This is a genomic window from Pirellulales bacterium (assembly GCA_036267355.1).
Lineage (GTDB): Bacteria > Planctomycetota > Planctomycetia > Pirellulales > DATAWG01 > DATAWG01.
In genome coordinates this window covers 62,013-76,090 of sequence record DATAWG010000065.1, presented here as the reverse complement: position 1 = coordinate 76,090, position 14,078 = coordinate 62,013, and the positions used below count along the sequence as shown (strand labels likewise).

General features: G+C 61.0%; 17 protein-coding genes. 11 read left to right on the top strand and 6 right to left on the bottom strand.

The window, feature by feature from the left end:
* Positions 1 to 213 precede the first annotated feature (213 nt).
* Both VHX65_10240 and VHX65_10235 read left to right on the top strand, forming a co-directional pair.
* Positions 214 to 474 carry an addiction module protein gene (locus tag VHX65_10240; GenBank protein HEX3998919.1) on the top strand — a complete coding sequence of 87 codons (261 nt, stop codon included), beginning with the start codon at positions 214 to 216 and terminating at the stop codon, positions 472 to 474.
* Positions 475 to 594: 120 nt separating this feature from the next.
* Complete coding sequence (locus tag VHX65_10235; GenBank protein HEX3998918.1) at positions 595 to 1,341, top strand: SDR family oxidoreductase; 747 nt, start codon at positions 595 to 597, stop codon at positions 1,339 to 1,341.
* A 186-nt stretch (positions 1,342 to 1,527) separates the two neighbouring features.
* On the opposite strand, the gene VHX65_10230 is transcribed toward VHX65_10235, so the two are convergent.
* Positions 1,528 to 3,027 carry a rhamnulokinase family protein gene (locus tag VHX65_10230; GenBank protein ID HEX3998917.1) on the bottom strand — a complete coding sequence of 500 codons (1,500 nt, stop codon included), beginning with the start codon at positions 3,025 to 3,027 and terminating at the stop codon, positions 1,528 to 1,530.
* A 421-nt stretch (positions 3,028 to 3,448) separates the two neighbouring features.
* Between VHX65_10230 and VHX65_10225 the strand changes: the two genes are divergently transcribed.
* From VHX65_10225 to VHX65_10205, 5 genes are all read left to right on the top strand, one after another.
* Positions 3,449 to 3,874 carry a DUF4190 domain-containing protein gene (locus tag VHX65_10225; protein HEX3998916.1) on the top strand — a complete coding sequence of 142 codons (426 nt, stop codon included), beginning with the start codon at positions 3,449 to 3,451 and terminating at the stop codon, positions 3,872 to 3,874.
* A 13-nt stretch (positions 3,875 to 3,887) separates the two neighbouring features.
* Positions 3,888 to 4,253 (top strand): CD225/dispanin family protein, encoded by a 366-nt coding sequence (locus tag VHX65_10220; protein ID HEX3998915.1) that lies wholly within the window; start codon positions 3,888 to 3,890, stop codon positions 4,251 to 4,253.
* Positions 4,254 to 4,354: 101 nt separating this feature from the next.
* Entirely contained in the window at positions 4,355 to 4,591 is a 237-nt protein-coding gene (locus VHX65_10215) for a CD225/dispanin family protein (GenBank protein HEX3998914.1), read from the top strand.
* A gap of 166 nt (positions 4,592 to 4,757) precedes the next feature.
* A complete protein-coding gene (locus VHX65_10210; protein ID HEX3998913.1) occupies positions 4,758 to 5,159 on the top strand; it encodes a DUF2752 domain-containing protein in 402 nt (133 codons plus the stop codon).
* Positions 5,160 to 5,304: 145 nt separating this feature from the next.
* A complete protein-coding gene (locus tag VHX65_10205) occupies positions 5,305 to 5,907 on the top strand; it encodes a TlpA disulfide reductase family protein (protein ID HEX3998912.1) in 603 nt (200 codons plus the stop codon).
* Positions 5,908 to 6,041: 134 nt separating this feature from the next.
* On the opposite strand, the gene VHX65_10200 is transcribed toward VHX65_10205, so the two are convergent.
* Entirely contained in the window at positions 6,042 to 6,494 is a 453-nt protein-coding gene (locus VHX65_10200) for a metalloregulator ArsR/SmtB family transcription factor (protein HEX3998911.1), read from the bottom strand.
* Positions 6,495 to 7,206: 712 nt separating this feature from the next.
* Between VHX65_10200 and VHX65_10195 the strand changes: the two genes are divergently transcribed.
* From VHX65_10195 to VHX65_10180, 4 genes are all read left to right on the top strand, one after another.
* Positions 7,207 to 7,938 (top strand): M48 family metallopeptidase, encoded by a 732-nt coding sequence (locus VHX65_10195; protein ID HEX3998910.1) that lies wholly within the window; start codon positions 7,207 to 7,209, stop codon positions 7,936 to 7,938.
* 111 nt (positions 7,939 to 8,049) lie between these two features.
* A complete protein-coding gene (locus VHX65_10190) occupies positions 8,050 to 8,211 on the top strand; it encodes a hypothetical protein (GenBank protein ID HEX3998909.1) in 162 nt (53 codons plus the stop codon).
* A 102-nt stretch (positions 8,212 to 8,313) separates the two neighbouring features.
* On the top strand, positions 8,314 to 8,622 hold the full coding sequence (locus VHX65_10185; GenBank protein HEX3998908.1) for a hypothetical protein: 309 nt from the start codon (positions 8,314 to 8,316) through the stop codon (positions 8,620 to 8,622).
* A gap of 265 nt (positions 8,623 to 8,887) precedes the next feature.
* Positions 8,888 to 10,168 (top strand): glucose-1-phosphate adenylyltransferase, encoded by a 1,281-nt coding sequence (locus VHX65_10180; protein ID HEX3998907.1) that lies wholly within the window; start codon positions 8,888 to 8,890, stop codon positions 10,166 to 10,168.
* A gap of 94 nt (positions 10,169 to 10,262) precedes the next feature.
* On the opposite strand, the gene VHX65_10175 is transcribed toward VHX65_10180, so the two are convergent.
* The 4 genes from VHX65_10175 to VHX65_10160 form a co-directional block, all read right to left on the bottom strand.
* On the bottom strand, positions 10,263 to 10,517 hold the full coding sequence (locus tag VHX65_10175) for a hypothetical protein (GenBank protein HEX3998906.1): 255 nt from the start codon (positions 10,515 to 10,517) through the stop codon (positions 10,263 to 10,265).
* 314 nt (positions 10,518 to 10,831) lie between these two features.
* Complete coding sequence (locus VHX65_10170; protein HEX3998905.1) at positions 10,832 to 11,572, bottom strand: hypothetical protein; 741 nt, start codon at positions 11,570 to 11,572, stop codon at positions 10,832 to 10,834.
* Between the two features lie 125 nt (positions 11,573 to 11,697).
* Positions 11,698 to 12,735, bottom strand: coding sequence for a PrsW family glutamic-type intramembrane protease (locus tag VHX65_10165; GenBank protein ID HEX3998904.1), 1,038 nt, complete (start codon positions 12,733 to 12,735; stop codon positions 11,698 to 11,700).
* 561 nt (positions 12,736 to 13,296) lie between these two features.
* The gene (locus VHX65_10160; protein ID HEX3998903.1) at positions 13,297 to 13,995 is read right to left on the bottom strand and encodes a lysophospholipid acyltransferase family protein; all 699 of its coding nucleotides are present in this window, start codon (positions 13,993 to 13,995) and stop codon (positions 13,297 to 13,299) included.
* Positions 13,996 to 14,078 lie beyond the last annotated feature (83 nt).

Below are 14,078 nucleotides of genomic sequence, written 5' to 3'. Positions count from 1 at the left end.
ACTCGAAGCATTTTCCTATTCTCCTGGCAGCGGTTAAGACGCAATTGGGGAATCGCCAAATCGAGGCGGCATTGTAGCATTTAGCAGCGCGAGGCCAAGAATTGGCCGCGGGGCGTCGTGGGCCTTGGAAATGGGCGACTGGCGGGCAATAATTCGTTATCGGGCCGAATCGCAGCGCCCGCAGTATCGCCATATGGAAGGGGGGTTGAACTCATGCCCGGGCGCGACGAGATTTTGCAACAGGCGATGCAACTTGCCCCGCAGGACCGCGCGTATGTCGCCGACGCATTGGAGCAAAGCTTGGACGCGCAGGGATTTGCTTCGCCCGAGCTTGCCGAGGCGTGGGCGGCTGAGATCGAACGCCGCGTGGCTGCCTGCGATCGACACGAAGTGTCGGCCGCGGATAAAGATTCGACGTTGGCCCAATTGCGCAGGGCCCTATCGGACTTTCGTGCCCGCAAGGTGGCCTCTTGAATTTTCGGATTCTGCCGGTCGCGCGATTAGAAGCCGCCGACGCCGCTATTTGGTACGAAGACCAGCGCGAACGGTTGGGCGACGAGGCAGCCCAACTGAACTTCAACAGGAGCAGTCGGAATGGCGAAGCATGGCCTCGAGGGCAAAGTGGCGCTCGTGACCGGGGCGTCGAAGGGGATTGGGCGGGCGGTGGCGCTGCGGTTGGCCCGCGATGGGGCGGCGGTCGTGGTCAATTATTTCGCTAGCGCCGAGCCGGCGCGGCAGGTCGTGGCCGAGATCGAAGCCGGCGGGGGGCGGGCGGTGGCCGTGCGGGCCGATGTCGGCCGGGTCGAGGAAATTGCCGCGCTGTTCGACGCGACGTTCAGCGAGTTCGGCCGCTTGGATATTTTGGTAAACAACGCCGCGCTGCCGCTCTACAAGCCGCTCGTCGAGATCACGGAAGCGGAATACGATCGGCTGTTTGCCGTGAATGTAAAAGGGACTTTTTTCGCCTGCCAGCAAGCGGCCCGCCGGATGGCCGACGGTGGGCGGATCATCAATTTTTCGTCGTCGACGACGGTGATGATGCTCGCGACGTATTCGGCCTACGTGGCCACGAAAGGGGCCGTCGAACAAATCACGCGCAGCTTGGCCAAGGAACTTGGCCCGCGCGGCATCACGGTCAACACGCTGTCGCCCGGTGGCACCGATACGGAACTTTTTGGTTTGAACAAAACGGCGGAGGATAAAAAGCGTTTCGCCCAAATGGCCGCCTTCGGCCGTATCGCCGAACCGCCCGACATCGCCGATTCGGTATCGCTATTGGCGAGCGCCGATGCCCACTGGATTACCGGCCAAAACCTGAGAGCCAACGGCGGCGTGATTTGAGCGGACACGCTTTGACCTTCCAATTGACACCGGCGGCTAGCGCGTTGCCGCTCACTTCCGTGAATCGCCCCTGGTGAGCGGCAAGGTGCTATCCGCCGGTCGAATGGCGACGGGCGTTCGTTTGCACCCGGGCAACACGCTGACGCGTGGACGCCGACCGTTGGAGTTCACGCTTCAGCGTGCTTCCTATCCTTTCCAGCCTACGATCGCCAAAAACCTTGAATAGGCTTCGTCCCAGCGGTCGCTTTCGCGGGGGTGGTATTCCAGCGTAGGAAAACTTTGGCGGATCACTTCGCGGGCTTCGGCGATCGATGCTACGGCGCCGGCCGAGACGGCTTGCATCATGATGTTGCCGATCGCCGTGGCTTCGGTCGGGCCGGCTACGACACGGCGGCGGCAGGCGTCGGCCGTCATTTGGCAGAGGGCCCGATTTTTCGCGCCGCCGCCGACGATGTGGATCGTTTCGATGCGCCGGCCGACCAGCTCTTCGATCCAGGCGAGCACTTGCCGATAGCGCATCGCGAGGCTTTCGAGCGTGCAGCGGACGACCGCGCCGACGCTTGTCGGCGGCGATTGGCCGGTGCGGCGGCAATAGTCGCCGATCGCTTGCGGCATGTGGGCAGGGGCCAAGAAACTGGGATCGTCGACATCCACCAGCGCTGCCAGCGGCGGGGCGGCGGCCGCGAGATTGTTGAGATCGTCCCAACTGTAGCCCGCCCCGGCACTGTTCCACGACCGCCGGCATTCCTGCACCATCCACAGTCCGCAGATGTTTTTCAAAAGCCGCGTCGTGCCGCCGACGCCTCCTTCGTTCGTGAAGTTGCGGGCCTGGCATTGCGGCGTCACGACCGGGGCGGGGCATTCCACGCCCATCAGCGACCATGTGCCCGAGCTGATGTAGCACCAATCGGGCTCGGCTCCGGCGCGGCTTGCGGCGGGCACGCCCATCACGGCGCTGGCCGTGTCGTGCGAACCGGGCACGACGACCTCGACATCCGTTAGCCCGGTGGCGGCTTGCACGGCGGGCAACAGTGGGCCGAGCCGCGTGCCCGGTGCGACGATCGTGCCCAAAATGCGCGTGGGCAATTGCAGCCGCTCGAACAGATCGGCAGCCCAGGCGCCGCGCCGCGGATCGAAAAATTGGCTCGTGCTGGCTTCGGTCATCTCGTTCACTTTCGAGCCCGACAGCAGCCAGTGAAACAGGTCGGGCACCATCAGCAGCGACTCGGCAACATCCAAGAGCGGAGAGCTATTCAGCCGCATAGCGAGCAGTTGATAGAGGGTGTTGATCTGCAAGAACTGCACGCCGGTGGCGGCGAAAATCTCATCGCGCGGAACGATCTCGAAGGCGCGTTCGAGCATTCCCTCGGCGCGCGAGTCGCGGTAGCAATACGGATTTCCCAGCAGTTCGTCGCCCCGGCCGAGCAGCCCGAAATCGACCCCCCAAGTGCAGACGCCCACGCTTTGAATCCGCGATCCGAACTCGCTGGCCGAAGCCCGCAAGCCTTCGACGACATGATGCCACAGGCCCAGCAGGTTCCAATACAGATGGCTGGCCGCGGCCACGGGACCATTGCCGAAGCGATGCGTTTCCTCGAGCGCGAGCTTCGCCCCGTCGAACCGCCCGGCGACGTGTCGGCCACTGGAAGCGCCGAGATCGACTGCCAAGAAAACGTGTTCCGCCATGAGCCGAATGCCTTTTTGAAAACAGTAGTAGGCACACTCCGTGTGCCGTCGGCCACTTGTAGTGCGAACGCTCCGAGCGGGCGGACGGCACACGGAGTGTGCCTGCTACGATGGCGGCCGATGATATATTGCGCTGGAAAGCCTAACCTACGATGGTGACGCCGCATTTGCCGGGCGTCAAGCGATTCGGCATTCGGCGGCAATTGCTTGCTCCGCGAAACTTGCGGGGGTATACTCCCCGGGCGGCGGAGAGCTGCTGAATGTGTAGCAGGCACATTTCGCGTGCCGTCTGCGCTCCATGGAGCGCTGCGCACAGAGCAGGGCAGACGGCACACGGAGTGTGCCTGCTACGATGCTGTGCCAGCCGGCCGACGATGCGGGCTGTCAGGCTGAAAAGCCTGACCTACGATGGAGAATTCAGATGTATTGCCGAAATTGTGGATTGCTGTTGCCCGAACCGCCGACGGCTTGTCCGCGCTGCGGGATTGCGCCGGGGGCTCCGCTGGTCCGGCCCGCCAGCCCGCCGAATCAGCCGATGCCGTATGCACAGCAAAGTCCGTATCCGTATCCCCAGGCGAGCGATATCGGCGAAAACGCCGGGATGCGGATGCTTTTGCCGGTAGGCCGATCCTGGTGGTCGATCGCGGCGGGCTACATGGGCTTGTTCTCGATTCTCTTGTTTCCCGCGCCGCTGGCATTGATCTTGGGAATCGTGGCGATCGTCGACATCAAGAAGCATCCCGGCCGGCATGGCATGGGCCGGGCGATTTTTGCGATCGTGATGAGCGTTCTCGGACCGGCACTGGTGGTTGGTCTGATTGTGGCAACGAATCAGCGGCACTGGTGAGCAGGGAGCTTGGATGTATTGCCCGCAGTGCGGCTCGCAAATTCCCGACACGGCATCGACCTGCCCGGCCTGCGGCGCGCCGTTGGGCAATCCGTATCAGTCGAGCATGGCCACGCCGGGGCCTGTTTACCGAGGCCCAGATATTCCCAGTTACCTCGTGCAATCGATTCTGGCGACCTGTTTCTGCTGCATGCCGTTTGGAATCGTGGCGATTGTTTACGCTGCCCAGGTAGGTAGCAAGCTTGCGGTCGGAGACTACTCCGGCGCGCAATTGTCGTCGGATTCGGCGAAGATGTGGTGCTGGATTTCATTCGGAATTTGGGTCGTCGGAGCGGTAATCTACGGAGCGATCCTTGTTGCGGTCGGCGCGTTTCGGTGACGAGTGGCCTACCGAACGGTCGAGTTGGCCCCTGCGAACACTAAGGGATATCTGATGTTTTGTCCGCAATGCGGCTCGCAAATTCCTGACACATCGACCACATGCCCGGCTTGCGCCGCGCCGCTGAAAAATCCGTATCAATCGAGCATGGCGACCGGCGGGCCGATCTATCCCGGCCCCAGCTTCCGAACTATCTTGTGCCGGCGATTTTGAGCACGATTTGCTGCTGCTTGCCGTTCGGAATCGTGGCGATCGTGTATGCCGCGAAAGTGAACGGCAAGTTGGCGGCGGGCGACTATGAAGGAGCCCGCCGTTCGTCCGACTCGGCGAAGATGTGATGCTGGATTTCGTTCGGTGTCGGCCTGATCGCGAATTTTCTGCTTACGGCCGGCCGGCTACGGTTTTTCGGCCCAATTTCCGCCTGTAAACGGCGAACTCAATGGTGCCGGGACGAATTGGTTGTGGGTGGAACATCGGAGTGTCATGGTGCGCCGGCGTCGCGTTTTGCTGCTAATTCTGCTTGCCGCGCCGCTGTTCGTCGGGGTGCTGGTGCTGCTCTATTCGAGAGACCCCGCGGGCGAAAGCGGTTATCCGGTCTGTGTTTTTCACCATCTGACGGGCCTGGATTGTCCCGGCTGCGGCACGCTTCGGGCGCTGCATCAGCTTCTGCACGGCAATGTGCTCGCGGCGCTGCGGCTCAATGCCTTGTCGGTTTGCCTGCTGCCGGTATTGGCCCTCGTTGTGGCGCGAAACTGGTTGGCGGCATGGCGCGGCCGGGTGGCGCGGTGGCCGCGGCCGCGCTGGGTGCCCGCCGGGTGGCGATGGGGGATTGTCGTGCTAGTGATCGGGTTTGGTATCCTGAGGAATGTGCCGCTCTGGCCGTTCAAGCTTTTGGCTCCGCACTGAGCCGCTGAGCCGCGGCCGAACTTGAGCGGCAAGATGCTCGCCGCCGGTTGTCTTGCTTTGACATTGCAAGGATTGGCGAGAATTGTCGCAGTGAAATTTTCCACCGGCGGCTAGCGCCTTGCCGCTCACCCGAATGCATACCGACATGAATCGACTGCTCGCCGCACTACTCTGCGCGGCAATTATTGGATTTGCGGGAATCTCCGGGTGCGGGCATCCGATTTCCGCGCAGCCGGCGGCTGCGGACCCGGCGGTCAAAGAAAATGCCGCCGCTGGGCCGAATACTGCCGATGCGGTGTCGCTCAAACTTCTCGACGATGCGGGCCTCGAGCGGCTAATTGCCGGCGATCGCGGGAAAGTGGTTGTGATCGATGCATGGAGCACGGCCTGCCCGCCCTGCGTGCGCGATTTTCCGAAGCTCGTCGAATTCCATCGGCGGTTTGCTGGGAAGCGCGTGGCCTGCATTTCGCTTAGTTTCGACTACGAAGGCTTTGGCCGGCCTGAGGACAATCTGCCGCGAGTGCTCGATTTTCTACGGCAAAAGAAAGCGACGTTCGACAACGTGTTGTCGTCGGAAGATTCGGATGCGATGTACAAGAAGCTCGGCATCGCCTCCGTTCCGACCGTGCTGGTGTACGACCAGCAGGGAAAACTTCGCGAGCGATTGGAAGAGGCGGCGGAAGATTCGCCCGAAAGGCCGCTCTACGATCGCGTCGAAGGGCTCGTGACAAAGCTGCTCGCGGAATGATGTCGGACGTGATAGCCCGCAGCGCTAGCAAGCGAATGTATTGCTTCGGCGACGCAGGAAACCATTGCGGGGCCTGCTCAGTGGCAGACGGCATTACGGAGTATGCCTGCTAAGTAACAGAGGCTTTGACGCCCTCAGCCTTGGCTGCCGGCGAAGACCGCTTCGAACACATGCTGCTCGAAGCGTGTTCGCCGCATGCCGGCCGGCACGGTGGCATACACCTGATCGAGCAACTTGTGGAACGCCGCCGGAAGCAAGCGGTAAAAATTATGTTTCCCCTGCCGGCGAGCGTCAATCAAGCCGGACACGCGCAAAAGCGCCAAATGATGGCTCACCGCCGGCTGGCTTTGGCCGAGCAGGTCGCAGAGTGCCCGGACATGCAGCTCGTCGGCTTGCAGCAAGAAGTAGATGATCCGCAGACGAGTGGCGTCGGAAAGCACTTTGAACACGCGCACCAAATCCCGCGCGACGCTGTCGGAAAGCATCTCGGGCGAAAGGCCGGGCGGAGCCAACAACTGATCGTCGGCCGCACTGACTGGCTCCGGCGCGGTCGATATCTCGGACGAGTTTTCCAGCAGATTCACCACGGTCGTTTCCTCTTGAATTGCCCTTGGGGCGGATCCGATTGTGATCTTCTCGGTAGTGACGACTGGTCAGCGACCATTGGTCGCGGCGCGCGGTCGTCGATGTTGGGGTGCACGGGCCGGCCGCGCCGGCTCTCGCTGCGATGGCTTGGCGGACTCCGAGCAAACAAACGCCAAGCCGGCGCTGCGAACTTCGACTGCGTGTGCGGCAAACTTCGACGAGCATGCGGGATCGGCCCTTTTGCGCTGCAGAACGCAGCACATGTTCCAGGGCCCGCCTGTTCTTCCGCATGATGCGTGCTCTATTCTAATCAGCCATCCCGGGATGTTGGAAGAGGAGACGTGTTAGGCTGGATTGAATGAAGGCGGGGCCCGAAGGTCGAACCGAATGGCGGCGTTGCTTCGCGATAACTGATTTCGCGGTAAATTGCCGTTGCCGAGGCCGAGAACGGAACGGTTAACCGACATGGCAAGAAAAATCGTGGAATTCGTGCTCGTTTCACGCTTCTAACGGCAAGTGGCTGCTAAGATGCTCGTCGGGCGATTGCCGGCGGCGCAGGGTTTGCAGCAGTTGCGGCCCGCCGTTTCCTAAGCGACCTTTTCCCCGCCAATGCGGCGTCTCGCGTTTATGAAGTTAGGACAAAGCCAATTGCGCCGAGCAACACATTGCAGTGCGGCGATTGCGCGAATTGCGTTCACGGTGGCTGTGGTTACGATGTTGGCCGCTGGGTGCGGAGTTCAAGAACAAGGCACCGGGCCGGGGCACCGCATGCAATCGCTGGCCCTCAGCCCACAGCAAGAACTGCAAGTCGGCCACGACGCCTTCAAACAGATTCTGGCGAAGTCGCACGTCGTCCGTAGCGGCCCGCAAGTTGATCAGGTCGAGCGGGTTGGCCGAAGAATCGCGGCCGTCGTGGCGATCGAACCGTTGATGCGCGAAATAAATTTGCACGTGACGCCGGGCGAATTCGAATGGGAATATGCGGTGCTCGAAAGCCGGCAGATCAATGCCTTCTGTTTGCCCGGCGGAAAGATTTGCGTTTATACCGGTTTGCTCGACGTCGTGCGCAATGACGATCAGCTCGCGGCCGTGATGTCGCACGAGATCTCCCACGCGCTGGCTCACCACATCAGCGAGCGGATCGCCCGCGAACGCACGGTGGGGCATGGATTGCTTTCGCTCCACTACGACCGGCAGCAAGAATCCGAGGCCGACCATATCGGCATCTTCTTGATGACGTTCGCCGGTTACGATCCCGATCAAGCAGTGGCATTTTGGCAGGAAATGGAAGCGGCGTCGGGGCCGACGTCGATGCCGGCGATCCTGTCCGACCACCCGAGCGACGCCAGCCGTCTCCGGCAGATCCAAGAATGGATCCCGATGGCTAAGGCCGCCAAGCGGGCCTACGACGAACATCGCATCGCACCGCTGAATGGGCGCGGCTAAGCCCAAGGCATCCTACCCGAGACGTCACAATTCAAGAGAGCGACGACGTAACTGTGCGTGCGACCACGACGTTGTATCTACCTCTGCTCTAACTTTACAGGAGATGATCTTATGAGTTTTGGAATGGGAGGACCGATGCTCGGCAGCGGCGGGTATTTTCAGCCCTCGGGTCCGCGCGGCCCGTGGATGGGATGCGGCTGCAGCAGCGTGCTGATGATTATCGCCGGCATCTGTCTGGTGATGGGCGGTTGCCTGCGAATGCTCGGACAATAACTCCGCCGACCTTCGATCGAACGACTAACCCACCGCCGACAATTGGCGACCACCGCGGCAACGATTCAATTTTTCAAACACATTCAAAATAAGGAACTTCGTATGCGAGCACTTTGCGGAGCAATCATTACCGCCGGAGCGCTGATCGGATTGGGCCTGACCGCCCTGGCATTCGCCGTTCGCTTCGAAGCGGTGCTAACCACCCGCGACGCATTGCCTAAGGATGGCCAGTTGCTCGGGGTCCCTTCGATGGTAATTTGCATGGTCGTACTGCTGATTACGCTGATTGTGGGACTGGGTGTCGCGTTTCTCGGCTTGATGTATCACCACGAACGGCGGCACTTCGAAATGCACGGCCACAGCGAACTGGGCCACATGCCGAGATCAGAACCGGCCGGCCGAGCAATGTAATCGATCGAAGTAATCATCCGAACGTTCCGCCACGGCAAACATCGTGTGCGACTGACTTTGCCATTGCTTTTTGGGCCCGAGAAAGAGCCATCAAGCGGCACTAGCGGAGCCAGTGGCGCACGGCGAAAATCAAGGCTTCGTCCGACGAGTACTTGCCCGAAGCGTAAGCGAGAATCGCGCGGCCGCGCCTCCCTCGCCGACGATTCGGCTTAGTGCAATCGGCCGGAGCGCTGTTCCTCGTCCCACGCCCAAAGCTTTTGCCCCTATGAAAAATGTTCTCGCTCTCGTGCTCGGCGGCGGTCGAGGAACTCGGCTCTATCCGCTCACGAAGTTCCGCTCGAAGCCGGCCGTGCCATTGGCCGGCAAATATCGGCTCATTGACGTGCCGATCTCGAATTGCATTAATAGCGGAGTGAATTCGATCTATGTGCTGACGCAATTCAATTCCGTCAGCCTGCACCGGCATATCCGACGCACCTATACGTTCGATCCCTACAACGCCGGCTTCGTCGAAATCCTTGCTGCGCAACAAACGCTCGGCAGTTCCGATTGGTATCAAGGCACGGCTGACGCCGTACGGCAAAACATCCGCTATCTCCAATCGACCGAGATCGACTGTGTGCTCGTGCTGTCCGGCGATCAGCTCTATCGCATGAACTACGCCGAAATGGTGAAAACGCACAAAGAATCGGGCGCGGATGTGACGATCGCCGCCATGCCCGTCTCACGCGAAGCCGCGTCGGGGTTCGGCATCATGCGCAGCGACGATTCCGGCCGGGTGGTCGATTTTCTCGAAAAGCCCAAAACCGCCGAGCAAGTCGAACGGATGCGCACCGAGCCGGCCTGGATCGACCGCCGCGGCGTCGCCAGCCATGGACGCGATCTCATGGCCAGCATGGGCATCTATTTGTTCAATCGCGATTTGCTGGTCGATGTGCTGACAAAGACCGATTATCACGATTTCGGCCGCGAAATATTTCCCGCTTCGATCGCGTCACAAACAGTGCAAATGCACTTGTTCGACGGCTATTGGGAAGACATCGGCACGATCAAATCGTTCTACCAGTGCAATCTCGATCTGGCGGCGGCGCATCCGCCGTTTGATCTCGTGTCGGCCGAAGCGCCGATCTACACGCGGGCCAGATTTCTGCCCCCTTCGCGAATCGAGGGAGCGCAGGTTAGCCAAAGCCTGATTTCCGACGGCTGCATGATCGGCGAGGGAGCCGTGATCGAAAACAGCGTGATCGGCCTGCGATGCCGGATCGGGCGCGGAGCCGTGGTGCGCAACTCGGTCGTCATGGGAGCCGACGATTACGATTCGCCCGAAACGATGGCCCGCTGCCAGCACACGATTCCGCAAGGGATCGGCGCCGGGACGGAGATCGACGGCGTGATCGTCGACAAGAATTGCCGCATCGGCGCGAATGTTCGCGTCGTCAACGACAAGAAACTCGACACGAGCGAGGAAACGCCCGAATACATGATCTGCGACGGCATCGTCGTCGTGCAGAAAGGGGCCGTATTGAGCGACGGCTGGAAACTCTGAGCCGTTGCCCGCGTTCGATTGCCGCTTGGTCCGGCCGCTCGCTTGCGGTTTCGCGCGTCAATCGCGTCCTTCGGGCGGCAGCTTCGACGGGTAACTACTGCATGCTTCCCTGCGACGATGGCTGCGGAGCGGTTGCCATTCGCGAGCCTGCATTCATGCCTGCAGCCTGCGAATTCCCGCCACCGCGGTTCGAGGCGTAATCCGGCTCATACGTCGCGCTATCCGATGCGAGCGAGGGCTCCGGGCCATTCTCGACAACCGGCGAGCAGTAGTCGTACGGACTTGCGCACTGGCGACAACCGGCCGAGGCGGCCAATACGCACAACGCGGTGAAAAATAGTTTGCGCATGGCAGAGCAACCTTTACCAGCCGAAGCCGGTCGCTGGATGGTCGAATGGCGATATTGCTGCCGCCCCGGGCGAACATTCCAGATTGGATTGATCGCTCGAACGAGCCGATTGGCCCGGGGCAGTCTTTTTGATATTTCGGTTTCGCGCGCCGGCAAACCTGAGAGATTTTGCCGGTTGTAACGGAAATCCGGGCCGCGCGCTGCCCGGAGGGAAGGCCTGTGTTTGGCAGGCGTAATCAAATATGGCCGGACTCGGCTGCAGACAGATTAGAAAGCCTAATCTACGGAATCCGCCGCGCCGTAGCGGCTGCTAGCTAAACAGCGCGGTTCAATTCGCCCATTCGGCGCCGCAATCCAGGCTGCTGGTCGAGCATGGCCGCGATCCGTTGCCAATCGACGTTCTCGGTGCCAAGCACGTCGAAAACCGTCTGGGCATGTTCCCAATCTTCGACGTTGGAAATCGCCAGCCGCAAATCGTCGCGTTGCAATTCGAGCGGGAGCGCCAGCAAACGGAGCTGAAATCGTTCAGGATGGGAACAGAACAGGTCCGTCACCGAAGCCCCGCCGCTACTGCCGGCGCCCTCGCGATGCGCCCGAACCAAGGCCGTCGTGCGAAACCATTCGCCACACAAACCCAGCGGCGAATGAACCGCGGGCCTGCCGTCGGAAAGGCAATAGCCCAAATAATCGATGCCCGGATGTGCGCCGGCGTCGATCGCCAAGCGATCGACCAACACCGGGTCAACGAGCGGATGGTCGATCGAAATTCGCACGACTGCCTCGGCGCGAAAATCGCTGACCGCGTCGACCAGCCGGCCGAGTTCATCCGCAGCCGAGCTGAAATGCACGGGCACATCGGGCGGGACCATCATGGCCAATTGTCCGGCCGCTTCGCTTTGCGGCGCCGCGACGATCACGGCATCGAGCCGTTCGCAATCGGTCACTCGCCGGATTGCCCATTCCATGAGCGAGCGGCCCGCGAGTCCGCGACCCGACTTCAATTGCGGCACGGTGGAATCCGAATTCACCTGCACGATCCCAAGTGTTTGTAACATCCCTGTATCTCCAGCGAAAACTCGGTCGATGACGATCATTCGGTCGCAGCCATTCTCCTCCACAAAAGTCTATCCGCCGCCGATCGAGAGCGTCAAGCAGCCGTGCAAGAGGCCGCGAAAACGGCTCACCCGACTGCCGCGCGAAGCGGCTTTGCCGCAGGTTCGAAGCGGCGCATCGATTCGATTTGGAACGCAAACCAGCCAAACGATGCGACGGCGACGCCCAATGCCAGCACCGGCAGATCCTTCTTGAAGAGCGTGTCGTACAGTCCGTGCAATGTCATTGCGATGCTGATCGTAATGAGCAACTCGAATACGTATTCGTACCAGCTATCCGTGTTTTGAAGAGACCCTTGGCGGTTGAACATCGTAATACCTACCGAGCCGGCCCACGCCGCATGCAATGTCACGCAGGAGACGAATCGCACGAGGTAGATCAATCCCGACGACATCCCGTTGTATTGGCTTCCGGAATAGAGAATGCCTTCGGCAATGCCGAAGCCGACGCCCGACGCCATTCCCCACAGGCATGCGTTCTGCCAGGTGTTGCTCGAATTGCGCGACGGCGCGTCGAGTTGCTGAAAGCGTGCCATAAGCGGAATCGCTTTGCAGATTTCTTCGCACAAGCCGACGCCGAGCGTAAAACCGAAGAAGGAGAACAGGAAACCGTTTTGAGGGTCGTTCGCGCAGTTATAGGAGAAGCCGATGAATTTCACGATGTAGAAAATCAGCACGACAATGCTGCGGCCGATCAGCATGTGGCCCTGCGTCCATTCGGCGGCATATTGAAATCCGATCAACAGCAGAACACCGACCGTGGCCGTGAGCAGCCCGATGCCGGCCAGCGAGAGCCGATTGAGCTTCGCTGACGGAAACAATGCCAGGAGAAGTCCGAAGAATAGCGCGGCGGCAACCAGTGCCAGCGCCCAATGCAAATGGCTGTCTCGCGGGAGAAAAGCCCCCTCGACCTCATGGTTGGGCAGGATGTTGAACAATTCCTCGAAACTGGCCGCGTGAGCACTCAACCGGTTAGCCCAATCGTCGAGGCGCGGCGCGATTTCGGGATGATCCTCCGCAGTGCTCGCGAGCCGCTCGGTAAAGTCTTGGATTGCCGGCTTCGACCAGAGTGTGTCGATGGCGAGCGGAATCAACGCCAGAAACAAGGCAAAATGCAAAAGCTCGCGCGGAGAAGTTCGGTTCCGCACCAAGGCTGCCGGGCAATGGGGTGCGAGCGGCCTTCCGACGTCCGTTTTGGCGCTTGCTGATACCGCCGGGGCGGCTTGGGCGGAAGCCGTGTGGAGCGCAGGATGAGGTAGTGCGTGATCGCCGTCCCGATCAAGCGGCCGAACGATCTTTGGCTGAGCCGCGGCCGCTACCGGTATCGCCGGCGGTTTTGCCGCTGCCGGCAATTTCGCTGGTGCGGAGGTCGCGACGGGCGACACCACAGGCCGGACAGCGGGCGCCGCATGCCTGGCTTCTGGAACGGTTGAAAGAGCCGGCGATGCGCGGGGGACTTCGAGAATCGCCTTGCATTGCGGACAACGTCCTTTCCGGCCGGCAGCAGAGGATGGAGCCGTAATCCATTTGCCGCAGGCGCATTGCCATCGGATGATGTCGTTCATGCGGCTTGCCCCGGGTTGAGCGCGATCGATCGTCGTCTCTCCGCCAGACAGCCGTTTTACCATCCCCCAACGGGAGGTTCAAGAAATTTGCGCAGCGGCTCTTTATCTCGATGGCCGACCGTGGCAGCCGACTTCGAGCAACATCTTCGTCCCTTCGAGCGCGCATTGTCGATAGGTCCGTGCCGCCGCATGTGCGGCGCGGATGCGGCGATCCATTTCGGCCACTAATTGGCGATCATCCAGCTTAGCAATTTCGGCCGGCTCGAGCGGTTCCCCGAATTGAATATGGATCACCGCCCGACCCGGCAGCGACTTCCAGCGTGGCCATGAATCGAATGCCCCGTCGATGCCGACGGGCAACAGGGGCACTCCGGCCCGCCGCGCCAGAGCACAAAAACCCGGCTTCAGCACGCCGACCTCGCCGTCGCGCGTGCGCGTTCCTTCAGGGAAGATCAGCACAAGTTCGCCCCGTTTCAGCCGCTTGAGCGTTTCTTTGAGCCCGGCCAATCCGAGCCCTTCGCGATCGAGCGGAATCGCGTCGAGCGAGCGGATCAGCCAGCGAAACGGCGCAAACTTGAAAAGCGTATCGCGAGCCAGATAATTCAGCCGCCGGTCGGTTGCCAAACCCACGAGCACCGGATCAAGATGGCTTTGATGATTCGAAAGGACCAATCCTCCGCCGGTGGGCGGAACGAAATTCCGGCCACGGCAACGAATCCGGAAAACGAGAATTCCGGCCATCCGACACACCACCCGCAACACGTCGTACCACAGCCGCTTGGGGAATGAGCGTTGGACCATGGTGCGGGGCGGCGAAGGGAGCGGCGGTGGAGGATTGGGTGGCGGGGCATCCCGGGAAGTCGGAGGAGGCAGTATGCAATGGA

Bases quoted from the DNA above. Each gene is read 5' to 3' on its own strand.
- VHX65_10190 (HEX3998909.1), top strand. From the start codon at position 8,050: ATGAGTTTTGGAATGGGAGGACCGATGCTCGGCAGCGGCGGGTATTTT.
- VHX65_10195 (HEX3998910.1), top strand. From the start codon at position 7,207: ATGTTGGCCGCTGGGTGCGGAGTTCAAGAACAAGGCACCGGGCCGGGG.
- VHX65_10185 (HEX3998908.1), top strand. From the start codon at position 8,314: ATGCGAGCACTTTGCGGAGCAATCATTACCGCCGGAGCGCTGATCGGA.
- VHX65_10215 (HEX3998914.1), top strand. From the start codon at position 4,355: ATGCCCGGCTTGCGCCGCGCCGCTGAAAAATCCGTATCAATCGAGCAT.
- VHX65_10160 (HEX3998903.1), bottom strand. From the start codon at position 13,995: ATGGTCCAACGCTCATTCCCCAAGCGGCTGTGGTACGACGTGTTGCGG.
- VHX65_10205 (HEX3998912.1), top strand. From the start codon at position 5,305: ATGAATCGACTGCTCGCCGCACTACTCTGCGCGGCAATTATTGGATTT.
- VHX65_10225 (HEX3998916.1), top strand. From the start codon at position 3,449: ATGTATTGCCGAAATTGTGGATTGCTGTTGCCCGAACCGCCGACGGCT.
- VHX65_10170 (HEX3998905.1), bottom strand. From the start codon at position 11,572: ATGTTACAAACACTTGGGATCGTGCAGGTGAATTCGGATTCCACCGTG.
- VHX65_10180 (HEX3998907.1), top strand. From the start codon at position 8,888: ATGAAAAATGTTCTCGCTCTCGTGCTCGGCGGCGGTCGAGGAACTCGG.
- VHX65_10230 (HEX3998917.1), bottom strand. From the start codon at position 3,027: ATGGCGGAACACGTTTTCTTGGCAGTCGATCTCGGCGCTTCCAGTGGC.
- VHX65_10175 (HEX3998906.1), bottom strand. From the start codon at position 10,517: ATGCGCAAACTATTTTTCACCGCGTTGTGCGTATTGGCCGCCTCGGCC.
- VHX65_10240 (HEX3998919.1), top strand. From the start codon at position 214: ATGCCCGGGCGCGACGAGATTTTGCAACAGGCGATGCAACTTGCCCCG.
- VHX65_10220 (HEX3998915.1), top strand. From the start codon at position 3,888: ATGTATTGCCCGCAGTGCGGCTCGCAAATTCCCGACACGGCATCGACC.
- VHX65_10235 (HEX3998918.1), top strand. From the start codon at position 595: ATGGCGAAGCATGGCCTCGAGGGCAAAGTGGCGCTCGTGACCGGGGCG.